General features: G+C 27.4%; 23 protein-coding genes. 8 read left to right on the forward strand and 15 right to left on the reverse strand.

Features of this window, described 5'->3' with window-relative positions; genetic code table 11:
• Window positions 1-524: IS110 family transposase (locus L3J60_RS03800; protein WP_291974161.1), on the forward strand; the 524-nt coding region annotated here is incomplete at its 5' end.
• Between the two features lie 94 nt (window positions 525-618).
• On the opposite strand, the gene L3J60_RS03805 is transcribed toward L3J60_RS03800, so the two are convergent.
• On the reverse strand, window positions 619-1,299 hold the full coding sequence (locus L3J60_RS03805) for a YjjG family noncanonical pyrimidine nucleotidase (RefSeq protein WP_291974162.1): 681 nt from the start codon (window positions 1,297-1,299) through the stop codon (window positions 619-621).
• A gap of 67 nt (window positions 1,300-1,366) precedes the next feature.
• Between L3J60_RS03805 and L3J60_RS03810 the strand changes: the two genes are divergently transcribed.
• From L3J60_RS03810 to L3J60_RS03820, 3 genes are read left to right on the forward strand one after another with little or no spacing between them, the layout of a single operon-like run.
• Window positions 1,367-2,494: a glycosyltransferase family 4 protein gene (locus L3J60_RS03810; protein ID WP_291974163.1), complete on the forward strand. Its 1,128-nt coding sequence runs from the start codon at window positions 1,367-1,369 to the stop codon at window positions 2,492-2,494.
• A gap of 2 nt (window positions 2,495-2,496) precedes the next feature.
• On the forward strand, window positions 2,497-4,392 hold the full coding sequence (asnB, locus tag L3J60_RS03815) for an asparagine synthase (glutamine-hydrolyzing) (RefSeq protein ID WP_291974164.1): 1,896 nt from the start codon (window positions 2,497-2,499) through the stop codon (window positions 4,390-4,392).
• Window positions 4,389-5,654, forward strand: coding sequence for a polysaccharide biosynthesis C-terminal domain-containing protein (locus L3J60_RS03820; RefSeq protein WP_291974165.1), 1,266 nt, complete (start codon window positions 4,389-4,391; stop codon window positions 5,652-5,654). Before asnB ends, L3J60_RS03820 begins: the two co-directional genes overlap by 4 nt.
• On the opposite strand, the gene L3J60_RS03825 is transcribed toward L3J60_RS03820, so the two are convergent.
• From L3J60_RS03825 to L3J60_RS03875, 11 genes are all read right to left on the reverse strand, one after another.
• Window positions 5,624-6,493 (reverse strand): hypothetical protein, encoded by an 870-nt coding sequence (locus L3J60_RS03825; protein ID WP_291974166.1) that lies wholly within the window; start codon window positions 6,491-6,493, stop codon window positions 5,624-5,626. The genes L3J60_RS03820 and L3J60_RS03825 overlap by 31 nt on opposite strands.
• An 11-nt stretch (window positions 6,494-6,504) precedes the next feature.
• Window positions 6,505-7,797 (reverse strand): polysaccharide deacetylase family protein, encoded by a 1,293-nt coding sequence (locus L3J60_RS03830; protein ID WP_291974167.1) that lies wholly within the window; start codon window positions 7,795-7,797, stop codon window positions 6,505-6,507.
• Between the two features lie 250 nt (window positions 7,798-8,047).
• The gene (gene radC, locus L3J60_RS03835) at window positions 8,048-8,746 is read right to left on the reverse strand and encodes a DNA repair protein RadC (RefSeq protein WP_291974222.1); all 699 of its coding nucleotides are present in this window, start codon (window positions 8,744-8,746) and stop codon (window positions 8,048-8,050) included.
• 71 nt (window positions 8,747-8,817) lie between these two features.
• The gene (locus L3J60_RS03840) at window positions 8,818-9,690 is read right to left on the reverse strand and encodes a hypothetical protein (protein WP_291974168.1); all 873 of its coding nucleotides are present in this window, start codon (window positions 9,688-9,690) and stop codon (window positions 8,818-8,820) included.
• A gap of 78 nt (window positions 9,691-9,768) precedes the next feature.
• Window positions 9,769-10,236, reverse strand: a complete 468-nt coding sequence (locus L3J60_RS03845) for a hypothetical protein (RefSeq protein WP_291974169.1) — start codon at window positions 10,234-10,236, stop codon at window positions 9,769-9,771.
• Window positions 10,237-10,516: 280 nt separating this feature from the next.
• A complete protein-coding gene (locus L3J60_RS03850) occupies window positions 10,517-10,966 on the reverse strand; it encodes a hypothetical protein (protein WP_291974170.1) in 450 nt (149 codons plus the stop codon).
• A 6-nt stretch (window positions 10,967-10,972) separates the two neighbouring features.
• Entirely contained in the window at window positions 10,973-11,539 is a 567-nt protein-coding gene (locus L3J60_RS03855; RefSeq protein WP_291974171.1) for an RNA polymerase sigma factor, read from the reverse strand.
• Between the two features lie 97 nt (window positions 11,540-11,636).
• Window positions 11,637-11,954, reverse strand: coding sequence for a metal-sulfur cluster assembly factor (locus L3J60_RS03860; protein WP_291974172.1), 318 nt, complete (start codon window positions 11,952-11,954; stop codon window positions 11,637-11,639).
• Window positions 11,947-13,236, reverse strand: coding sequence for a hypothetical protein (locus L3J60_RS03865; RefSeq protein WP_291974173.1), 1,290 nt, complete (start codon window positions 13,234-13,236; stop codon window positions 11,947-11,949). Before L3J60_RS03865 ends, L3J60_RS03860 begins: the two co-directional genes overlap by 8 nt.
• 3 nt (window positions 13,237-13,239) lie before the next feature.
• Window positions 13,240-13,788, reverse strand: coding sequence for a DUF2249 domain-containing protein (locus tag L3J60_RS03870; RefSeq protein ID WP_291974174.1), 549 nt, complete (start codon window positions 13,786-13,788; stop codon window positions 13,240-13,242).
• Between the two features lie 76 nt (window positions 13,789-13,864).
• On the reverse strand, window positions 13,865-15,235 hold the full coding sequence (locus tag L3J60_RS03875) for a Mur ligase family protein (RefSeq protein ID WP_291974175.1): 1,371 nt from the start codon (window positions 15,233-15,235) through the stop codon (window positions 13,865-13,867).
• 195 nt (window positions 15,236-15,430) lie between these two features.
• Here L3J60_RS03875 and L3J60_RS03880 point away from each other — a divergent pair, with 195 nt between their 5' ends.
• From L3J60_RS03880 to kdsA, 4 genes are all read left to right on the forward strand, one after another.
• Complete coding sequence (locus L3J60_RS03880) at window positions 15,431-18,460, forward strand: gliding motility-associated C-terminal domain-containing protein (protein WP_291974176.1); 3,030 nt, start codon at window positions 15,431-15,433, stop codon at window positions 18,458-18,460.
• Window positions 18,461-18,487: 27 nt separating this feature from the next.
• Window positions 18,488-19,423, forward strand: a complete 936-nt coding sequence (locus L3J60_RS03885) for a type IX secretion system membrane protein PorP/SprF (protein ID WP_291974177.1) — start codon at window positions 18,488-18,490, stop codon at window positions 19,421-19,423.
• Between the two features lie 16 nt (window positions 19,424-19,439).
• Window positions 19,440-21,329 carry an OmpA family protein gene (locus L3J60_RS03890; RefSeq protein ID WP_291974178.1) on the forward strand — a complete coding sequence of 630 codons (1,890 nt, stop codon included), beginning with the start codon at window positions 19,440-19,442 and terminating at the stop codon, window positions 21,327-21,329.
• A gap of 77 nt (window positions 21,330-21,406) precedes the next feature.
• The gene (gene kdsA, locus L3J60_RS03895; RefSeq protein ID WP_291974179.1) at window positions 21,407-22,234 is read left to right on the forward strand and encodes a 3-deoxy-8-phosphooctulonate synthase; all 828 of its coding nucleotides are present in this window, start codon (window positions 21,407-21,409) and stop codon (window positions 22,232-22,234) included.
• 2 nt (window positions 22,235-22,236) lie between these two features.
• On the opposite strand, the gene L3J60_RS03900 is transcribed toward kdsA, so the two are convergent.
• The 3 genes from L3J60_RS03900 to L3J60_RS03910 all read right to left on the reverse strand — a co-directional run bounded on the left by L3J60_RS03900 (window position 22,237) and on the right by L3J60_RS03910 (window position 23,341).
• Complete coding sequence (locus tag L3J60_RS03900) at window positions 22,237-22,539, reverse strand: HigA family addiction module antitoxin (protein ID WP_291974180.1); 303 nt, start codon at window positions 22,537-22,539, stop codon at window positions 22,237-22,239.
• A 12-nt stretch (window positions 22,540-22,551) separates the two neighbouring features.
• The gene (locus L3J60_RS03905) at window positions 22,552-22,833 is read right to left on the reverse strand and encodes a type II toxin-antitoxin system RelE/ParE family toxin (protein WP_291974181.1); all 282 of its coding nucleotides are present in this window, start codon (window positions 22,831-22,833) and stop codon (window positions 22,552-22,554) included.
• A gap of 76 nt (window positions 22,834-22,909) precedes the next feature.
• A complete protein-coding gene (locus L3J60_RS03910; RefSeq protein ID WP_291974182.1) occupies window positions 22,910-23,341 on the reverse strand; it encodes a DUF1801 domain-containing protein in 432 nt (143 codons plus the stop codon).
• Window positions 23,342-23,348 lie beyond the last annotated feature (7 nt).

A 23,348-nucleotide genomic window follows, 5' to 3' on the forward strand; every position in this document is an offset into this window, starting at 1 on the left:
ATCTTAGAAAGGAGAATAAACTCTTATTTGGAATTCAAGAAAAATCGATAGAATTTCTGACAAAACAGATCAAGAATATTGAGTTGGAAATGAAACAAATCATTAAGGAAAATCAAAAGTTAAATCAGCAATATAAATTAGTTGTTAGTGTAAAAGGTATTGGTGATCAGACTGCACTTTTTATGATTGTTACTACAAATGGTTTTACAAAATTTAAAACGTGGAGAAAATATGCTTCTTATTGTGGAATTGCTCCATTTCCAAATACTTCTGGAACCAGCATAAGGGGAAAAACTAAAGTAAGTAATTTAGCTAATAAAAAACTTAAATCTCTTTTTGATTTATGTGCCAAATCTGCGATCCAAAATAACCCAGAAATGAAAATCTATTATCACAAAAGAGTAGAACAAGGAAAAAATAAAATGAGTACTATTAACATTATTAGATGTAAATTAATGGCAAGAGCTTTTGCTACAGTTAATAGACAAACACCTTATGTTAACACTTTAAAATTTGTTGCTTAAATAAATGAAATTTTATTTGGTAGTGTCATAGAATACAGGCAGGCTCGACCTGACGTAACAGCAAGTTTAAAAAGTTAAAATGCACAACGAGTTTTTATAAGTACTTCTTTATCTCTAATAACGAGTTAATATTCTTTATGGTATTTGATACAGGTTCCTTTTTTACATTAAAATAAATGGCATCTATTCCATTATTTATAGCTCCCATAACGTCTGCTTCATAATTATCGCCTATCATTATAGATTCTTTTGAAGTTGCCGCTGCTTTTTTTAAAGCATAATTAAAAATAACGGGATTTGGTTTTTTTACGCCAGCATCTTCTGAAGTTATTATTTGTTCAAAATAAGGGCTTAATCCTGAATTTTTTAATTTTTTGTATTGTACTTCATTAAATCCGTTAGTGATTACATGTAACTTATATTTTGGTTTTAGATAGTTTAAAATTTCTATTGCACCTTCAAAAAGCTCGTTATAATTAGGTAACACCTCAATATAGTCAACCGATAAATCATCAATTAATTTATCTGACACGGTAATATTAATTTTTGTGAAAGTATCTTTTAATCTACCAATACGAAGTGCAGATTTTGTGATTTTTTCTTCTCGATATAGTTTCCAATACTCCTGGTTGATATTTCGATAATAATTCAGAAATTTATCTAAATCAACAGGAACTTTATGTTTTTTAAATATGGTTTTAAAAGCAAAATCAGAGTTTGTTTCAAAATCCCAAAGTGTGTGATCTAAATCAAAAAAGATGTGTTTTATATTCATGCTCTAAAATTATAAATTTAATCAACATATAAAATAGTTTTATCTGTTTATATTTGTTTTTCAAAGAATGAATAAAAAATTACATATACTTTTTATAAGCAGTTGGTATCCTTCAAGGGTTTTTCCTACTAATGGCGATTTTGTGCAACGACATGCAGAAGCTGTTGCTACAAAACACAAAGTAACTGTAATTCATGTGGTAACGGATACTGACATTAAATCACCTGAAAATTTCGATACAATCACAAAAAATGTAGAAACAAAATTAGTTTACTTACCTAAATCAAAAAATCAGTTAATCAAATTATTTCATTTTTTTAAAGCCTATTTATCCAATATTAAAAAAATTGAACCTATTGATGTAGTTCATGTCAATATTACTTTTCCAATTGGATTGATAGCGTTGTATTTAAAATGGTTTTTGCACAAACCCTACATAATTTCTGAGCATTGGAGTGATTATCAATTCCCTTTAAATAATTCTATTGGTTTTTTGAGAAAAATGACAACTAAGTTAATTCTTAAAAATGCCACGTTTGTATGTCCTGTTACAAATCATTTACAAAAAGCTATGATAGATTTTGGCTTAAAAGGAAATTATTTATCTGTACCTAATGTTGTAAATACTTCCATTTTTAATATAGGAAAAATAAATTCAAATAAATTTGTTGTTTCACATATTTCAGATATGGATAATAGCATAAAAAACATCTCAGGAATTCTAAATATAATCTCAAAGTTAGAACAACAAATTCCAAATTTAGAATTTAATTTAATTGGGGGGAATTCTAAAAAATATTTACAATTGATTCATAAATTAAATATTAAAAACTTCAATGTTATTGATAATATACCTCATAATGAAGTTGCTAATTATTTAAAAAAATCAAATGTTTTTGTTTTATTTAGTAATTATGAAAACTTACCTTGCGTAATTCTTGAAGCATTTTCTTGTGGAATTCCTGTAATTTCAACAGATGTTGGAGGTATTAGTGAATATTTTCCACAAAATTTCGGTTATTTAATATCGCCTAAAGATGAAGCTACTTTGGAAAAATCAATTTTAAAAATATATGATAAAAAAATTAAACCTAATAAAAAAGTAATTCATAATTATGCTGAAAATAAATTCGGAATTAATACTATTAGTAGCACATTTTCTAAAATATATAAGCAAACTTTAAATATAAATTAACAATGTGTGGTATTGCTGGTATAATAAATAAAAATCAACCTCTTCAACAATCATCTTCGCTTAAATTAATGACAAAAAGTATGATTAATAGAGGCCCTGATGATGAAGGTTATATGCTATTTATGAAAAATTGCATTCCATTTTATGGAGATGATACTATTGCCAAAGAATATAAACATATTGATACTGCTGCTACAAAACCCTTTAAGTTAGGTTTTGGGTTTAGACAATTAAAAATTATTGACTTATCCAATAAAAGTCATCAACCTATGAGTGATTTGAGTCAAAATTATTGGATTATACTTAACGGAGAAATTTATAATTATAAAGAAATTAGAAGTGAACTAATCAATTTAGGGTATACTTTTTTCTCTAACTCAGACACTGAAGTCGTTTTAAATGCTTATAAAGAATGGAATACGAAAGCATTACATAAATTTAACGGAATGTTTGCATTATCTATTTTTGATAAAGTAAAAAACGAAGTGTTTCTTGCTAGAGATAGACTTGGCATAAAACCTCTATATTTTCATGAAAATAATAAACAATTTATTTTCGCAAGCACTATTAAAGCCATTATAGATTCCAAATTATACAAACCTGAAATAAATTGGGAAGGATTATCTCAAAATTTCAGATTTTCAATTGCTCAAAGACCAAACACCAGTTTCAAAAACATTAAAGCTCTTGAGCCTGCTCACTATTTAATAATTAACTTAGATACTAATAAAATACAAAAAAAACAATTTTGGGAAATACCTATTAACAATCAAGATTTTAGTTTAACTGAAAAACAATCCATCAATTTACTTGATGAAAGTTTATACAACGCTATAAAGTATCGATTAAATGCTGATGTTGAAGTTGGCTCTTTTATGAGTGGCGGTATTGATTCAACAACACTCTCAGTAATAGCTTCAAAAATAAACCCTAATATTAAAGTATTAACTTTAGGGTTTAAAGAATTTGAAGCGTATAACGAAATTAAAGAAGCAAAAGATACAGCTGAATTAAATCATTTAAATCACATTATAGCCTATACTAATCCAAATGAAATAGTCAAAAATCTAGAAAATATTATAACGGCTTATGAAGAGCCTTATCATCACCTATCAGCTAATTTTATATTAGCAAATATGGCTTCAGAAAATAATTTAAAAGTTGTACTTAACGGTTTAGGTGGTGATGAGTTATTTGGTGGTTACGATGTTTTTTATAAATTACAATTTTGGAACAGTTTAAAAAGAAACAAAAATATTATAAATTTAATTCCAAATCTACATCCGAAAATTTCAAAAGCCAAAACTATTTCAAAATATACAAATTTGGGTGAATTCTATTCTCATTATTTTACCAATTATAGTGATATTGAAATTAAAAAATTATTTAAGAATAAAAATAGTAGTACCAAAAACACCATTTCAAATTTATACAATAAAAGTAATTTAAATTTTACAGATGATTTTGAAGGTGTCAGTTTTTATAATTTAAAATCATACATCAGTAATCATCAAACTAGAGCTGTAGATCACAGTACTATGCAATTTTCAATTGAAGGTAGATTTCCACTACTTGATCATAATTTTATAGAGACTGCTTTTAAAATTCCTACTAAATATAAATTGAAAAACAATACTCAAAAATACATTTTAAAACAGTTGGCAAAAAAATATATTGCTCCAAGTTGCTTTGCTATGCAAAAAAAAGGATTAGGATTACCTTTAGAACACTGGATTAAGAATGAGTTTAAAAGTTTAATAAATGATACTATTTCAACTTTAAAAAATAGAAATATATTTAATAATAATGAAATTGATCTTATTTTAAAATCTAATAATGAACGCAAAATATGGCAATTAGTTTCTACGGAATTATGGATTAATAAATTTATAAAATGAAAAATTTTATCCAATTTATTAATGACTTTTTAAACCGATCTGGCAGTTATGTATTTACAACAACTATTGCTTCTCGCCTACTTTCATTTTTTGCATCTTGGATTGCACTTCAATTAATACCAAATAAAGAATTAGGGATTGTAATATATGCATTTCAAGCAATTCTTTTTATAATTCCAATGGGGAGTTTAGGATTAAATCAAGGATTACTACGATATGGTTCTCAATTAAAATCCAATAAGGAAAAAGATACTCTTTTTAATTATATCTTAAAAAAAGGAATACTAATTAGCCTGATTATAACAGTAATAATCATAATTACTGTCTATTTATTAAATTTTGAATTAAATGAAACTCATTTTTATTTAATCCTTTTATCTTTAATGATAACATCAAGCTTTATATTTGAAATTATAAAAATTCAATTTAGACTTCAAAAAAACAATAAACTTTTTTCTATAGCTGAGCTTTTTTATAATATTTTATTGGTGTTTTTTGTCTTTACTTTAAGTTATAATTTTAAAGAATTGGGCTATGCCATTGCCTTAATTATAACTCCTTTTATTTCCTCATTAATATTTATCCCAAAACTTAATATTTCTTGGGGGAAACCTAAAAAATTAACATTTATAAATTATAAATTCTTTAGATATGGTTTTTTTGCAAGTTTATCTAATGTAACTACTCAATTACTAATTTCCATTGACATTATTTTATTAGGATTTATCTTAAAAGATATGGAGCTAGTTACTGCTTTTAAATATGTTTCTTTGGTACCTTACAGTTTGCTTTTTTTATCTAATGTGGTTATTACCACAGATTTTGTAAATTTTACTGAAAAAATTGAAGATTCAATTTATATTAAAAGTTATATAATAAACTATATAAAATTATTTAGCTCAATTAGTTTTGCCTGCATTATTGTAATTTATTTTTTTGGTGAATTTATCCTGTCATTTTTTGAAAAAAGTTATATTTCTTATTTTTCTTCCTTAATGGTTTTAACCATTGGTGTGTCAGGAATTTTAATATTACGAGGACTTTTTGGTAATTTATTATCTTCAATAGGAAAAGCACATATCAATTTTTCAATCACTACATTGGCTTTAGCTTTAAATATTGTTTTAAATTATTATTTTATTCCTAAATATGGCATTTTAGGTGCTGCAACTACTTCAGCAATAATCATGTGGTTTACAGGTTTTTTATCTTTTTTATTATTCTTTTATTTTTATAAGAAATTATACTTCAAAAAATTATAATAAACCTCTTTTTTAGCACTAAAACTTTTATAGAAATCAGCTACTCCTTTTATCATAGAACCTTCTAAATCTAAAATCATTTCGCTATTTGAAAACTCATTTATCAGTTCTGAAATTAATAATGTAGGTAACCCTTTTTGTTTTGCTTCTAAAGTTGCAATTGGTAATAAATACGTAATTCTATTCGCACTTTTAAGCCAAACAAATCCTGTAACTAATTGATTATCAATTTTAACTCCCCAAACATGAATGCTTTTATGATTGCTTTTTAAAAGATTATTTAAAGTTTCAATCTGATTTAAAGTTAATTCATAATCTTTATCTTCGCCTAAATAAAAATTTAAAAAAGTAGTTAAATTAATGTTCTTTTCAATTTGAAAGGAAGTAGCTTTAGCTCTCTTTAAAGCTCTTTTCCGATTTTTATTAAAGCCTTTAATAAGCTCACTTTTAGGAGTATTTAAAGGTAAAATAAAATTAGTTTTTTCTTCTAATTCTAATAAACTACAACTATTTTCTGAATTCAATTGTACAGTAATTTTTATAAATTTTTTAGGAATAGAATCCAAAAAGTCTAAAACTAATTTCTCTGAAATATTTTCTTTAGAAAAAATACCCAGTTGCTGCGTCCAAGCAGGTGGATATAAATATTTTAATCTAATTTTTCTTCTCCAAGGCAAAGGCATTACCGCTTCGTAATTATTTAAAACCAGTACATCCCAATTATCTGCAACGCAATCTAAGTACCAGCTAAAAGCGTAAACTCTGCTATTCATTGATTTTTGAATACAAGCATCATATAGCTCAATATCAATTTTATTTCTTTTTAAATATTGAATCATAAAAAGAAATATTAAATAACGGTAAGTTTATAAATAGTGCTCCAACCTTTCCAGTAATTATTTTCACTTAAAGTGTCATTATGAAAAAGAGAAATAAAAGTTCCATTTACATTTTTAACTTCATTTTTTAATAGCATTATCTTTTGAATACTTTCTTCATTAGTTAATTTCATATGATCTTTTAAAGTGCCATCCATAAAGGCAAATGAGTAAATTTTTAACGGAGTTTGAATTTCAAAATCTAAATCGTAAAAATAAAATGGAGTACATGTACTTGCTCTAAAACCTGCAATTTTTGCATATCCCATAGTAAAATCGGCTTTAATTTCTAAATCAATTAAATTTTGATAAGTTTCAGGAATACTTAAACGTAAAAAATGTTGACGAGAAAAGGTAACAGGTGTATTTATTATATTTTCTAGTCGTAATTTTTCTTTTTTCAACTTTTCAAAACTTTTATATGAAAAATACGATGGATGCATTCCTATTTTTGCATAATCGGCAACCGATTTTATTAATGATTGAAATTTTAAATTGGATGCCGAAATGTTTTTATCGTAAGTGGTATAATCTCCTACCAAAAAGAAAAATAGGGTTTTCACATTGTATTCTTTTTTAATTTTTAAAATTTCTTTAAAAGTATAAAATGGATCTTTTCTAAAATTAAAAACGGTTAAAAACCGATGCCAAAAATTAAGGATTCGCAAGTGAAAAATATCATTTAAAAAACCGCCTAGTGTTCTAACAAAACCTTTATGTTTGTAGGCAAAAGCAGCATCTACATCAATGGTAGAAATTATTTCAAATTTTTTAGTTTTATAGGTGTAATTTGGAAATTTTAGTTTTAAAAGTTCTAAAAATTTATAAGCCCAAATATCAATTACAGGTTTTTCAATAAAGTTATTTTTAACTGCTAAACTTTCTTCAGCAGGAAATCTATCATGTTCATCTTGTACATGTGGTAAATATTCTTCATACCTACTAATTAAATAAAACCCGGCTGCAAAAATATCAAAAGGAATACTAGATTTTTCTCCTGTTGGAAAAAAACAAGGTGTTTCATCCCAATTAAGTATAGTAATATCAATATCATTTATACCTTGTTCAAAAAGCAAGTCATGGCTTCTTATAAAAAATTCAGAACCTAATGGTGATTTAGAATAGGTGATTTTTGGTCCGTTATGAGCTACAAATTCATCTACTTTGGTTGTAAAAGTAATTGGTATTTGTAAAATTCGAACAAAAAAATGCTTAAAAATATAATTAAGCCTTGGGGTAATTTTATGTGTATAAACCAATAACATAGGGTTATAAATATATTATAATTAACCCGTTGTGCATTTTAACTTTTTAAACCTACTGTTACGTCTGTTCGAGCCTGCCTGACGACAAGGCAGGTAATTTTTGATAAAAAATTGTATCGAGAACGATGGTCTCTAACTAAAAAACCTATTCTCGATACTAATTTTAAGCCTAAAAAGGCTAAAATTCACTCGAATTGACGAAATTTTATCATAATGCACAATGGGTTATAATTAATAATTATGACTTTTTTTACAATAAATTTTCATCAGCAAAGCTAAAGTAATCATTTTCGGTGATTATTAAATGGTCTAGCACTTTTATATCCATGGTTTCTCCTGCTGTTTTTAATTTATTGGTAAGTAATTTATCTGCATTACTTGGTTTTAATTTTCCTGAAGGATGATTATGACATAAAATAATTGCTGTTACATTAAGCTCTAATGCTTTTTTTAACACTAACCTAACATCTACTAAAGTACCCGTTAAACCACCTTTACTTTGTTGATTTTTTTCTATTATTTTATTTGAATTGTTTAAATATAGTATCCAAAACTCTTCGTGTTGCAACTCTCCTATTAAAGGTTGCATTTGCTCAAATACTGCTTTACTGCTTGTAATTTTTGGAAGTTTTAAGGCTTCTTCTAATCTTCTTCGCCTTCCTAATTCTAATGCTGTAATTATTGTAATTGCCTTTGCTTCTCCAATTCCTTTAAATTTTGTTAAATCGGTAATAGATAATTTTCCTAATTTATTTAAATTGTTATTTATAGATGCTAAAATACGTTTTGCCAAACCAACGGCACTCTCATCTATATTTCCTGAACCAATTAATATAGCAACTAATTCTGCATCAGATAAAGATTCTTTTCCTTTTAAAATAAGTTTTTCACGTGGTCTATCATCTTTTGCCCAAGATTTGATAGTTAAATTTGAAGTTTTTTTCATCAGCAGTTTTTACCAAATATAAGTGTAAAAAATAAATGGTTACTATTAATGCTATAAAAAATTAAGATATCTATTTATAAATCTATCAAATATGCCACAGAAAAATTAAAATAACTGGTGTTTTTCAAATTAGTTTCATCACCTATTTCTGAAGGGAAATTAATATTATAACCTAATTCAAAATCAAATGAATTTACATTTAATTGTAATGGCAAATTAACTTGTGTATTATACAAATTAAACACATCACTTGAATAACTTTGTGAGGTTGGCATTCCATTTTCAACAACAAATCTTGATAGTTCTATGGTTTGCTTTCCTGTAATAATATTTAGTTGCGGTGTAAAATTCAGGGTGGCTTTTTTTGTCTTTACCAAATTTAATTTGATATAGCTTCTTGATAATATTTGGTATGATTGATCATTTCCAAATAAATAATCTCCAGATATTACTGTGCCAATAGTTCTATTTTTATTATGTACGCCAAAACTGAAATTTATAGCATTTGAAAATATATTATCTTCACTATTTGCGTAAAAATATCTAGAATAGGATGTACTATATCTAAATAATTTCTTTTTTCCAATACTTTTTCCAAATCCTAAAGATGCTACTGTTACATCCCACTTTGGTTGAAACTCACTATAATATGTACCTGATAAACTTGCAAATAAGCCATTTGAATTTACATAGGTGATTTGAGGTCTAATATTATATTGATTGATACCTATATCACGTCCTGAGAAATAGGTGTCACTTGTATAATTGGCTGATATATATAGTAATTGATAGTTAGAAAGTGAAGCTACTAGCTCATCAAGTGTTGTATCTTCATCAAACAATTCGTCAATAATTTCGTCAATGTCACTTTTTTTAGTTGTTATTTCTTGAGAAAATCCGTAAAATAATCCAGAAAACCATAAAATTAAAGGGAGGTATTTTTTCATTCTATAAATTTAAAAAAATATAAGCGGCTAAAAAAGTTAACCACTTATATAAAATGTATTAATTAAATAATTTTCATTCTAATTATGTTGTCTATGCCTTCTATCTCTAACTTTACCCATAAGTTCTTTTCCGTCTTGAATATTTTTATACCCACGTAGCCTCATACGTATTTGTTGAAGTTGGTCATCTGTTAATGTGCTTTTAAATTGTTGCCTAACCATTTGCATATTCATTTTTTGTTGTTGTAGCAATTGTTGTTGTGCTTTTGTAAATGAAGCTATTAATGCTGTACGCCTTTGTTGTTTTGTGAGTGCTGCATTTTCTAAAATGGCTAACTGCTCTGCTGATAAACTTGCTTTAAAAGTTTCTCTATTATGTTTAATTAACTCACGTTGTTGCTGTAACATTAATTTTTGAGCTTCTGTTAAGTTTTCCATTGCGACCTTATTTGCTTGACTTCTATTTTGAATCTGTTGGGCTTCAACATTTGAAAGACCAACTAATAACCCAAATATAACTAACGTAATTATTTTTATTGTTTTCATTTTTATTATTTTTAACTCGTTGTGCATTTTAACTTTTTAAACCTACTGTTACGTCAGTTCGAGTAATTTTTGATAAAAAATTGTATCGAGAACAATTGTCTCTAACTAAAAACCCTATTCTCGATACTAATTTTAAGCCTAAAAAGGCTAAAATTCACTCGAATTGACGAAATTTTATCATAATGCACAATGGGTTGTTTTTATTATTTTTTTAATTTTATTGAACGTTCTATTAAATAGACCTACTCTTTTTAAAAAAGTTTACTTCACTATTTAAAAATTAATTTGATACTGATGCATCTTTTATTACATCTTCTAAAACGTAGTCATTTACAAAATCATCAATTTTATCATCATCTACAAAAAGAGCTGCTATTGAAACATCTTCAACTTCAAAATAAGTATTATTATTTACTAATCCTTTAGTATTAATCTGGTTTAATGTATCTGAAACTATTAATGGTACATTGTTTAATGGTAAAGCGTTTGGTTTAAAAACTACAAGTGCCAAAATTAATGCAACGGCGGCTGCCATTGGAATTAAAAAAATTCTTCTGCTAAATAATGGTCGCACTTTGGTATCAGATATTTTATCTAATATAACTTGTTTTGAGTTTGAGAAATAATCTTTTGGGATTTCTAAACCTAAATCTTTTTGATGTGTTAATCTCAAACTTTTATCAAATTTTAATTGATTTTCACTATTGTTATTTGTTCTTGGCTTTTTCATAATTGTTTAGACCTCATTTTTTATTAATAGTTCAATATTTTCAATATTTTTTTCGATATATCTTACCGTATTGTAATATGAAGATTTTAAAGTACCTACTTTTATCTCTAAAATTTCGGACATTTCTGTAAACTTTAAATCATCATAATATTTCATTTGAAAAATATACCGTTGCTTTTCAGGAAGTTTGCTTAAAATGGATTGTAATTTACGCTGAATTTTATCTCCATCAAAATAGACATCTTGTTCTAAAGTATTTAAATATGAGTTGTTTAAATCATCTAAAGAATAATTTTGATTCTTTTTATTTTTATCCAAAAAACGTATAGATTCGTTATAAGCAATTCGGTACATCCAAGTGTGCAATGTACTTTTTTGTTGAAATTTTGATAAATTTTTATAAACTCTTAAAAAAGTATTTTGTAAAACATCGTTTGTATTTTCATGTGTTATCACTAATTTTCTAATATGCCAATACAAACGTTCTTGATAAAGATTAAGCAATTCAACAAATGCTTTTTCTCTATGCTTATTGTTTTTTAATCTTTCTAAAAATTCAGATTCGTTCGTCAAATTTTAATAGTTTTGATAACTTGTTTCTTTGAGCTTTTTTGATATAATTTATTTAGACCTTTTAAATTTAAAAAAGTTTAATAAACTATCAAAAAAATTAAAGTCCTAATATTCTTTTTCCTTCTTCACTTACCATAGATGTGTTCCATTGTGGATGAAAAACTACATCAATAGTTACCGTAAAATCAGGATATTTTTGTTTGATAGTTTCTTTGATATTAGTTTTAATTGTTTCACCTAATGGACAAGATGGTGTTGAAAAAGTCATTACAATATTAATTTTTTTATCGCCATCATAATACAACTCGTATATTAACCCTAAATCAACCACATTAATTTCAATTTCAGGATCCATTACATTTTTAAGTAATTCTAAAGCATTTATCTCAAATTGAGCTATTTCTTGTTTATCCATTTTCAATATTTTTAACTTTATGAAAAATTATTTTTAATACATTAATGTTGTAAAGAATTGATACTGCCAAAAGCGAAAAACTTCCTACTTTAATTATGCTATTATTCTTCAGCAAAAAACCTATTGGTACTACTACCAAAAATAATAGATATAAATAAAATTGAATGGTGGCTATTTGTTTTGAATACAATTCTCTAGGCAAAGGAGTTTTAACTTTTCCTACCAAACTTTTATATTTTTTTAACCAAATAATAAAAGGTAAGGTTTTATAAGTTTGTCCTAAAATTAAGGTTGTTATAAATCCAAAAACAATTGAAAATCCGTACAATATAACAACTCTTGATAATAATTCGAATTTAAAATTAAAACCAATTAATAATACTAAACTAATTAGTATTGGCAACAAAATATTTAAAATTGCTAACATAGAATATTGCATACCTATGTCTAATTTTTTACGAATTCTCTTTTTATACGATTCATAAATAAATGAAACAAAAAATAATATTCCTGCAACAATTATAGTCCAAAATACAATAGTAAATAGTGAGTTTTTAAAAAATAACCAGTTTATAACTAAACCTAAAAGACCAGCATTTATCATATAAAATGAATAGTCTAGTTTTTTGTATTTTAAATTATGAGAAATTAAAAACATAGGTAACAATGTAGAACCAACTCCAATAATTAACATTAAAAACCAACCTATAAGTCCTAATGTTGCATGAATTTTTAAATAGTGTAAATGAATTACTGTTAGAAAATTAAATTTAAAGTTTAAAGCAATTATTGTTCCCACTAATTCTGTGGTTGCAAGCCATAAAATAGCTACAATTATAAATTTAGAAGAAGTATTTTTTAGTTCCGATTTTTTATAGGAAAGCACTACATTTATAACAAATAAAAGCAACGAAAAGAACATCAACAACGCTGCATAAACCAATAAAGTTGAAAATGCACCAACCCAAAAAGAATATGTTAAAAAAAGTACGCTAATTGCAGATATCCAAAAAGTAAACTTGGCAAGTTTTTCACTATATAATGAAGTTTCAAAAACTACAGGAATTAATTGATATAAGGATCCAAAAACAATCATAGTTGCCCAGCCCAAAACAGCCATGTGAGTTATTGCAATTAATTTATTGTTAAAATAGGCTTCAAATAAATTGGTATTAGCCAGTATAATCATAATAGCTAGCACAAAAAAGTTTATTGCTCCAAATACAAAATGAGGAATTACAACACTACTATCTGGGGCATTATTTGTTTGCAATCCATTCAAAATCTAATTTTTATAAATTATCAATTGTAAATGGTTTTCTGAAAGTTTTTTGTACAATATTTCAAAGTTTCTAGCTTTTAATTCGGGTAACAAAAAATGTGGCACTTTTTTATGCTCTACAAACAATGCATTGCCTTTTGGAAGTAATTCTAATTCTTGTAAAATAGTGGTCATTGGCTCAGGCATTTCTAATTGCCTAACATCAATAATTTTTAATTTCCCTTCAAAAAATTGTAATTTTTCATCAAAATCTTCACTTAAAGTTACCTCTTCAAAATCTTCACTTTTTTTATCTACTACTTCATTTTCTTTTTTGAAAAAGGTATGTACAACTCCTATTTCTGGTCTTTCTGTCCAAATTGTAAAACCTTGTTTCTTTAATTTATTTATCAAAGGAATTGGTTCAAAGGAATTTATAATTTTAAGAGTTTCATTTGAGTTTAATTTTTTAATTGCTACCATTATTTCTTTAAATGGATCATTCCCTCCTTCTATTGTTGAACGAACATCTAAACTTATTACGTTTAAACCAATATTTGAATCTTTTGTCATTTTTGTAGAATTAGATTGCAAATTTAACTATAAATAATTTATTTAAACCTATATAAAAAATTAAATTAAGATAATTTTATCCTTTATTATTTTGTGTTATTACTTGTTCTAATTTATTAAAATTTAATCCTCCATAATCACCTGAACTCATTAAAAGTAACGCTGTATTTCTAAAATTTTGAGAGAACAAAAAATCTCTAAATTCAGTTGGATTGGTATAAACTATTAAATCATCTCTTTCAAACGCTTTTTTTATTTGTGCTGATGAAATTTTTTCTAGTTTTTTAATTTCAAGTGCATGAGGTGAATAAAATACAACTGCTGTATCTGCATTATCTAAAGCTCCTTTATATTCTGATAAAAATTCAGTATTTAAACTACTATAGGTATGCAATTCTAAACAAGCTAATAGGTTCCTGTTTTTATATTGATTTTTAACGGCATTGGTTGTCGCTTTTACTTTGCTAGGTGAATGGGCAAAATCTTTAAAAACAACTGTAAATTCATTTTTAATGATTTTTTCAAGTCGTTTGCTAGCTCCTTTAAAAGTACTAATTGCTTCATAAAATTTATCTTCATCAACTCCCATATGCTGGCAAATCCATTTAGCTCCCGCCATATTCTGCAAGTTGTGTTTGCCGAAAATTTCTAACGGCATTTCACCTAAAGCAGTTTCTAAATAAGTTATTCCATTTTTTATAGTATAATTTGGCGTATTATATGGGTATTTTTTAATTGAATTTTCAGCTTGTGCTACAATTTTTTTAACTTCAGCATCTTCTTCGTTATATACTAAAATTCCACCATTAGTAATTGTTTTAATGAATTCAGAAAATTGCTCAACATAATTTTCAAAAGTTGGAAAAACATTAATATGATCCCAGGCAATTCCACTTATTAAAGCGATATTAGGTTTGTATAAATGAAATTTTGGTCTTAAATCTATTGGACTAGTCAAATATTCATCTCCTTCCAACACTATAAATTCATTTTCTTTTGTTAAATGAACCATAGTGTTAAAACCCTCTAACTGAGCTCCTACCATATAATCAACTTGAATATTATGATAATTTAGTACATGTAAAATCATAGCTGTAATGGTTGTTTTTCCGTGAGAACCACCTATAACAACACGTGTTTTATTTTTTGATTGCTCATAAAGAAACTCTGGATAAGAATAAATTTTAATGCCTAATTCTTTTGCTTTTAGTAATTCTAGGTTATCAGCTTTTGCATGCATCCCCAAAATAATTACGTCTAAATCTTTAGTTATTTTATTCGGATACCAACCTAATTCTTTTGGAAGTAATCCTTTTGCGTTTAATCTAGATTTTGAAGGCTCAAAAATGGCATCATCACTTCCTGTAATATGATATCCCTTTTCCACTAAGGCAAGTGCTAAATTATGCATGGCACTTCCTCCAATTGCAATAAAATGTATGTTCATTAATCAAATTTATTAAGATTATCAAATGTAATTAAACCTTTTAAAATGAATAAAAAATAGCTGTTATTTTTTTAATAACTTTGTTTATAACTTTACCTAAATACTTAAATTTAAACTTTAAAAATCACTTCTAACTTCTTAAATTTAAGAATATTATTAAATTCATCTATAAAATTTAACACAAATTTTCTTTTTATGAAAAAAGATTACTTTTCAATTACAATAAAAATATTTTTATTATTTGTAATTCCCTTATTTTCAAATATTCAATTAGGATATTCACAATGCACAAATGCTACACCAACTGGAGCTTCACCACAAACTTTTTGTAAAACAGACAATAGTACGGTAAATGATCTATCGGCTTCTGGTGGAATAATTGTTTGGTATGATGCACTCACAGGAGGAACTCAATACAATCCTTCTACTCCACTTTTTGATGGAACAACCTATTACGCTGATGATATAAGCAGTAGTGGTTGCAGCGTAAATAGATTAGCTGTTTTGGTATCTATTGTTGGTACTGTACCAACTAATGTTGATGTTTTTGTAGGTAAATGTGCCAGCGAAAATCCAACTATTGCTAGTTTAAATGCAACAGGATCCAATATTAAATGGTACGATGCACAAACAGGAGGAAATTTTCTTCCATCAACAACTCTTTTGGTTGATGGACAAACCTATTGGGTTCAACAAACCGAAAGTGGTTGTACAAGTAATCGTTTACCAACAACAGTTAGTTTAATAAATCCAGTAACACCAACTGTAAATCCTATTCAGTCATTTTGTTATCCTCCAAATCCAACGGTGGCAGATTTACAAGTAACAAGCGGAACAAATATTGTTTGGTATGATACTGAAACTTCCACAACTCCATTAAATGTTTCAGAACCTTTAATTGATGGAGAAGATTATTGGGTAGTTGAAAATTCTTTTCCATGTGAAAGTACAACACGAGTGCAAACTACCGTCCAATTAGATGCAGCACCGAATGCAGGAACAAATGGTTCATTAACAATTTGCGAAATTGATTTAACTACAACCAATTTATTTAGCTTATTAGGCGGAACACCTGATAATACAGGTACTTGGACTGGACCAAGTGCATTAACAAATGGCTATTTAGGAACTTTTGAACCAGGTGTTAATGTAGAAGGAACTTACACTTATACGGTTTCAAGCCTTAATGGGATTTGCCCAGATGATGCTACAACAATTTCTGTAGTTATTAATAAAACACCTCCGCCATCTACTTCAACAAGTTCTCAAGTTTTTTGTGATATTGACAACCCAACAGTTGGTGATTTAGCAATTACAGGTAATGGAATACTTTGGTATGATACAGATACTTCTACAACTCCTTTAAATAATACAGATGCTTTAATTGACGGAGAAGATTATTGGGCTACCCAAACAGATGCTACTTCTGGCTGTGAAAGTGCTACCAGAATTCAAGTTATTGTTACTGTAAACACAACTCCACCACCAACTACAACGCAAACCAATCAAAGTTTTTGTGAAGTTGATAACGCTACTGTTGCAGATTTAGCAGTTTCAGGAAACAATGTTCAGTGGTATGATACTGAAACTTCTACAACACCATTAAATTCAACGGATGCTTTAGTAGATGGAGAAGATTATTGGGCTTCGGATACTGATACTACAACAGGTTGTGAAAGTGCTAATAGAATTGTGGTAAATGTTACTATAAACATAACTCCACCTCCAACAACTATTCAAACAAACCAGACTTTCTGTGAAATCGATAATGCAACTATCAATAATTTAACAATAACTGGAACTAATATTCAATGGTATGATACTGAAACTTCTACAACTCCTTTAAATAGTACAGATGCTTTAGTAAATGGAGAAGATTATTGGGCTTCACAAACTAACACTACTTCTGGCTGTGAAAGTGCTACCAGAATTGTAGTGAATGTTATTATTAATACAACTCCACCACCTACAACTACTGAAACAAATCAATCTTTTTGTTTAAAAGATTTTAATCCAAATTTACCAACTGTTGCAGATTTAAATGTTTCTGGAAATTCAATAATATGGTACGCTTCTGAAACAGATACTACTCCGTTAAATAGTACTGATAATTTAATAGATGGAGAAGATTATTGGGCTACACAAACCGATGCTACTTCTAGCTGTGAAAGTGCTACTAGATTAGTGGTAACCATTACATTTATTAATCCTGCTACTCCAACTACTTCTGAAACAAATCAAACATTTTGTATAGTTGACAATCCAACAATTGCAGATTTACAAGCCAACGGAACTAATATTAATTGGTATGACAATGAAACGGATACAACACCATTAAACTCAACAGATGCTTTAATTGATGGAGAAGATTATTGGGCTGCAGAAAGCGATGCAACTTCTGGATGTGAAAGTATTTCAAGACTTAAAGTCACCATTGCCATAACTGATAATACACCTGTAACAATAAATAATTCTACACAAACTTTTTGTGCAACCGATGTGCCAACTGTTGAAAATTTACAAGCTAGTGGAAATTCTATTAACTGGTATGAGTCAGAAACCTCGACTACGCCATTAGATATAAATGAATTATTAGTAAATGGAGAAGATTATTGGGCTACCCAAACTAATACAACTGGATGCGAAAGCTCAACGAGAATGGTGGTTAATGTAATTTTAACAGATCCTGGAACACCAACAATTGTAGCTACTGGAAGTGAATTTTGCGTTATTGATAATCCTACAATTTCAGATTTAAATAGCAGAGTTACAAGTACAAATTCTAATCCGATTACTTGGTATGATACATATCCAAATGGTTCATCTTTAAGTTTATCTGAACCATTGGTTGAAGGTAAAACCTATTATGCCATTGAAACCGATACCGATGCTTGTTCAAGTATAAATCCGTTACAAGTAACCGTAACTTTAGATGCTTGTGATATGTACGATATAGAACTATTTGATGGTTTTTCTCCAAATGGTGATAATATCAACGATACCTTTAAAGTTGGAAATTTAAAAACTTTATATCCTAATTTTAGGATAGAATTTTACAATAGATGGGGTAAATTAATTTATTCACAAGATGCTACTAAACCCAATTGGAATGGGAGATTAAATGGTAATGGTAAGTTGGTTCCTTCTGGAGTTTATTTCTATATCATCAATTTTAATAAAAATAATAGAAAACCAATTCAAAAAAGATTATACCTAAGTCGTTAATCATTAATTAACGAAAAATTAAACAATATGAAAAAAATTATTCTATCCATACTATCACTTTTTATTACACTTGTAATTTGGTCTCAACAAGATGCTCAATACACGCAATATATGTATAATATGAGTGTAATAAACCCTGCATATACAACAAATACCATAGGAATTGTAAATATAGGTGCTTTACACCGAACACAATGGGTTGGTGTTGATGGAGCTCCAAAATCATCAAATTTATTTATGCATACACCTATTAATAATAAAATTGAAGTCGGTTTTACTTTAGTAAATGATAATATTGGTAATGTTGTAAAACAAAATAATTTGTATGCCGATGTTGCTTATAAATTAGATTTAGAAGAATATGGAAATTTATCTTTTGGATTAAAAGCAGGAGTTTCTTTTTTTGATGTAGATTTTAATGGATTTACACTTGAATCTGGCGATGTTTTTACAGATCCAAATTTTGCTAATAATATTCATAAATCTTATTTCAATATAGGTGCTGGAGTTTATTATAATACCGATAATTATTATGTTGGCTTATCCGTACCTACACTACTAAATAATAAATATTTAGATAGAGATAATGGAAGATATCAAGGCACTAAACAAGCTCATGTATTTTTAACAGGAGGCTACGTTTATAAATTAAATGACCTAATAAAATTAAAACCTGCCTTTATGGCTAAAGTTGTTAAAGGAGCTGATGCAGTTTTTGATTTCACCCTTAATGCTTTGTATAAAAACAGACTAGAAGTTGGAATTGGCTATCGAATTGATGATGCAATAAGTGGCTTAATTAATTTCAAAGCAACTCCTGAATTAAAAATTGGTTATGCTTACGACTATACCACGTCAAACTTAGGACCTTTTAGTTCTGGATCGCACGAAATATTTGTGCTTTATAATTTAGATATTTTCAACTTACATAAAGGATTTGATAAATCGCCAAGATTCTTCTAATAAAATGATTTTCACCATGAAAAAAATAATTTACACAATTTTTATTTTATCAATTTCAACCCAGCTTGTAAATTCACAAAATTTGACTAGAGCAAATCATCTATTCGAAAATAGAGCTTATATGGATGCAGCTGAACTTTATAATAACGAAAATCCGAAAACACAAGAAATTCAACAAAAATTAGGAGATTGTTATTATTTTAATAATAATATGAAAGTAGCTTCAAAATGGTATAAATTTTTGCTTTCTGAATATAAAAATACCGTTTCCCCACAGTATTATTTTAAATATGCACAAACGTTAAAAGGAATTAAAAAATATAATGAAGCTGATAAATGGTTTCAAAAATATCAAGAACAATTACATCAAAATGTTAATGATATTAAAACAATTCCTACTTTAGAAAAAGAAAAAGAACACTTAAAAAACAGTTATACTATTCATCCAATTAATGGAAACACTTCTTTATCCGATTTTGGCACTTCATTTTATGTTTCTAAAATTGTATTTGCTTCACCAAGTAAAAAAGGAAATTTATATGCTTGGAACAACGAACCTTATTTAGATTTGTATGTGGCAAATACAGATAATTCGGGAAACTTAATTAATATTGAACCTTTTTCAAAAAATATAAATACTAAAATGCATGAAGCCAATGCTGTTTTTACAAAAGATGGTAAAACCATGTATTTTACTCGTAATAATTATTTAAATGGAAAAAAAGGAAAAGATGCTAACAAAGTAACTCATTTAAAAATTTATAAAGCAGAATTGATAGATAATCAATGGACAAACGTTACTGAATTACCTTTTAATAATGTAAATTATTCAGTAGAACATCCAGCATTAAATAGTAATGAAAACAAACTCTATTTTGCTTCCGATATGCCGGGAAGTATTGGTTCTTTTGATTTATTTGAAGTTGATATTAATAAAGATGGCTCCTTTGGATCTCCTAAAAATTTAGGACCCAAAATTAATACTATTTACAAAGAACAATTTCCATTTATTAGTCAAAATAATGTATTGTACTTTTCGTCCGATAGACCAATTGGATATGGCGGTTTAGATATTTTTGAAAGCAGTTTAGTTAATCATCAATTTTCAACTCCAATTAATTTGGGAACTCCTATAAATAGTAATTTCGATGATTTTTCATTTATTATAAATGATGAAAATAAAGGATATTTTTCGTCTAATAGAGATGATGGTGTTGGAGATGATGATATTTATGCATTTACTCAAAATCAAAAGTATTTTGTTAATGGAGTGGTACAAGATAAAACTTCTAAACATTTATTACCTGAAGCAGAAGTAAGCTTATTAAACACTAACAATAAAGTAATTAAGAAAGTAGTAGTTGATAACCAAGGTTCTTATAATTTTGAAGTTGAAAAAGGTAAAAAATATATCCTTAAAGCAACTAAAAATTTATACATTCCATTTCAAACAGAATTCCAAGTGAATGAAAATAACACCAACATCAAACTACCTATTTTAATGGAATCTTTTGAACAGGCTGAAAAAAATATTATTACTGAAAACAATAAAATACAAATTAAAATTAAACCCATTTATTTTGATTTTGACAAATGGAATATTAAAAAAGATGCTGCTTTAGAATTAGAAAATGTAATTAGCATATTAAATAAATATCCTACTATGAAAATCGAAATAGGTGCACATACAGATTTTAGGGGAAGTGACAAATACAATTTAATGTTATCTGAAAAAAGAGCTAAATCTGTAAAAAAATATTTTATCAGCCAAGGAATAAACTCAGATAGAATTACAGCAGTTGGTTATGGTGAAACACAACCTGTAAATAATTGCAATAAACCAGGTGCATGTGATGAAGAAGGTTATGATAAAAATAGGCGATGTGAATTTGTAATTTTAAGATAATATTTGGGCTTTAGTGTTAAAATCATCGTGTTAATCCTATAAAAAAAGATGTACATTTGCACTAAAATCATCACTCAATGAATTTAAATCTAATTCCAAACATAAAACATACTAACAGTAATAATTTTTTTTTGTTAGCTGGTCCTTGTGCCATTGAAGGTGAAGAAATGGCATTAAAAATTGCAGAACATATTTTAAAAGTTACCGATAAACTAAAAATTCCTTTTATTTTTAAAGGAAGTTTTAAAAAAGCAAATCGATCAAGAATTGATAGTTTTACTGGAATTGGTGATGAAAAAGCCTTAAAAATTCTAAAAAAAGTAGGAGAAACTTTTAATATTCCTACGGTTACCGATATTCATGAAGTTAATGATGCTACTAAAGCAGCAGCATATGTAGATGTATTACAAATTCCTGCATTTTTAGTTCGTCAAACTGATTTGGTGGTGGCTGCTGCTAAAACTGGAAAAGTGGTGAATTTAAAAAAAGGACAATTTATGAGTCCTGCTGCTATGAAACACGCCGTTCAAAAAGTAAAAGATAGCGGTAACAATAAAGTTTGGATTACCGATAGAGGAACAATGTTTGGCTACCAAGATATGATTGTTGATTTTAGGGGAATTCCCGAAATGCAACAATTTGCACCAACTATTCTAGATATTACACATTCACTACAACAACCAAATCAAAGTAGTGGCGTTACTGGTGGTAAACCTGAATTAATTGAAACTATTGCTAAAGCTGGAGTTGCAGTTGGTGTTGATGGATTATTTTTAGAAACTCACTTTAATCCTTCTATTGCAAAAAGCGATGGAGCAAATATGTTGAATCTGAAATATTTGGATGATTTATTAAGTAAATTAGTTGCTATTAGAAAAACAATTAATGGGTTCGGACTTTTATAAGGTTAAGCAATATTTTTATTTTTAAACTGTTTTATTTCCTTTAGTTCAAACTCTTTTGTTTCCTTTCCTCGTTCAATATCAAAATCATCTTGAATCCCAAGCCAAAATTTTGCAGAATTTCCAAAATATTTACTTAATCTTAAAGCTGTATCAGCGGTTATTCTACGATTACCTTTTATAATTTCAGAAATTCGAGTTTGAGGAATTTTCAAATCTTTAGAAAGTCTATAAGCAGTTATTTCTAAAGGTTCAAGAAATTCGTAGAACAATATTTCTCCAGGATGTACATTTGCTAATTTTTCCATTTTCTTTACTTTTTAATGATAATCAACTATTTTCACTTCACTTGCATTACCGTTTTCCCAAATGAATATAATTCTCCATTGTTTGTTAATTCTTATACTGTAAAATCTACTCAGATTTCCAGTTAGTTTTTCAAGTCTATTGGAAGGAGGAATTCTTAAATCTGTAATGTCTTGAGAATTATTCAGCATTCTCAATTTCCGACGTCCAACATTTTGAATTTCTAAAGGCATTTTTTTAACTCTAAACCCAATCCAAATTTTTTCTGTTTCTTTTGACCCAAACGATATAATCATACCTTTTACGTTACTAACGACAAAAGTAAGTAATTTATTTAAGTTTTTGAAATTTTCTCCGAAATGTTACCTAATACTAAATAACCCAAGCCTTTCTACTATTATCTAAAAATATAGCAGCATCTTTTAATAATTGTACAAATAGCATCTCATCTAAATCTTCCAACTTTTTTACTTGAAGTGAGCGAACTTGTTTTCTATGATTATTATCTTTTAATTGAGGATATTTTTCTTCTAATAAAATTCCTTGAACAAAAGCTACATCTACATAATATGTTCCTCTTAAAACATTTAAATACAACATTGGTTTTTTGTTATAAACATAATATGGAACTTTATATTTATACTTTTCTTCAACATTAGGAAGCGTTTTAAATACTATACTACGTACATATAGCATAATAGACTGATATGGTTCTTTCTGACTTAAAATATGTTGCTCAACTGGATTCATAAAAAAAACACCAACAAGATATGTATTTTTGTTGATGTTTTTTTGTTTAACCAAAAATTAT

It is taken from the genome of Lutibacter sp. (assembly GCF_021647475.1).
Taxonomy (GTDB): Bacteria; Bacteroidota; Bacteroidia; order Flavobacteriales; family Flavobacteriaceae; genus Lutibacter.

Bases quoted from the DNA above. Each gene is read 5' to 3' on its own strand.
- L3J60_RS03870 (WP_291974174.1), bottom strand. From the start codon at position 13,788: ATGACAAAAGATTCAAATATTGGTTTAAACGTAATAAGTTTAGATGTT.
- L3J60_RS03900 (WP_291974180.1), bottom strand. From the start codon at position 22,539: ATGGAAAAATTAGCAAATGTACATCCTGGAGAAATATTGTTCTACGAA.
- L3J60_RS03810 (WP_291974163.1), top strand. From the start codon at position 1,367: ATGAATAAAAAATTACATATACTTTTTATAAGCAGTTGGTATCCTTCA.
- L3J60_RS03860 (WP_291974172.1), bottom strand. From the start codon at position 11,954: ATGGATAAACAAGAAATAGCTCAATTTGAGATAAATGCTTTAGAATTA.
- L3J60_RS03830 (WP_291974167.1), bottom strand. From the start codon at position 7,797: ATGTTATTGGTTTATACACATAAAATTACCCCAAGGCTTAATTATATT.
- L3J60_RS03805 (WP_291974162.1), bottom strand. From the start codon at position 1,299: ATGAATATAAAACACATCTTTTTTGATTTAGATCACACACTTTGGGAT.
- kdsA (WP_291974179.1), top strand. From the start codon at position 21,407: ATGAATTTAAATCTAATTCCAAACATAAAACATACTAACAGTAATAAT.
- L3J60_RS03890 (WP_291974178.1), top strand. From the start codon at position 19,440: ATGAAAAAAATAATTTACACAATTTTTATTTTATCAATTTCAACCCAG.
- L3J60_RS03885 (WP_291974177.1), top strand. From the start codon at position 18,488: ATGAAAAAAATTATTCTATCCATACTATCACTTTTTATTACACTTGTA.
- L3J60_RS03850 (WP_291974170.1), bottom strand. From the start codon at position 10,966: ATGAAAAAGCCAAGAACAAATAACAATAGTGAAAATCAATTAAAATTT.
- L3J60_RS03875 (WP_291974175.1), bottom strand. From the start codon at position 15,235: ATGAACATACATTTTATTGCAATTGGAGGAAGTGCCATGCATAATTTA.
- L3J60_RS03880 (WP_291974176.1), top strand. From the start codon at position 15,431: ATGAAAAAAGATTACTTTTCAATTACAATAAAAATATTTTTATTATTT.
- L3J60_RS03820 (WP_291974165.1), top strand. From the start codon at position 4,389: ATGAAAAATTTTATCCAATTTATTAATGACTTTTTAAACCGATCTGGC.
- L3J60_RS03845 (WP_291974169.1), bottom strand. From the start codon at position 10,236: ATGAAAACAATAAAAATAATTACGTTAGTTATATTTGGGTTATTAGTT.
- L3J60_RS03905 (WP_291974181.1), bottom strand. From the start codon at position 22,833: ATGATTATATCGTTTGGGTCAAAAGAAACAGAAAAAATTTGGATTGGG.
- L3J60_RS03825 (WP_291974166.1), bottom strand. From the start codon at position 6,493: ATGATTCAATATTTAAAAAGAAATAAAATTGATATTGAGCTATATGAT.
- asnB (WP_291974164.1), top strand. From the start codon at position 2,497: ATGTGTGGTATTGCTGGTATAATAAATAAAAATCAACCTCTTCAACAA.
- L3J60_RS03840 (WP_291974168.1), bottom strand. From the start codon at position 9,690: ATGAAAAAATACCTCCCTTTAATTTTATGGTTTTCTGGATTATTTTAC.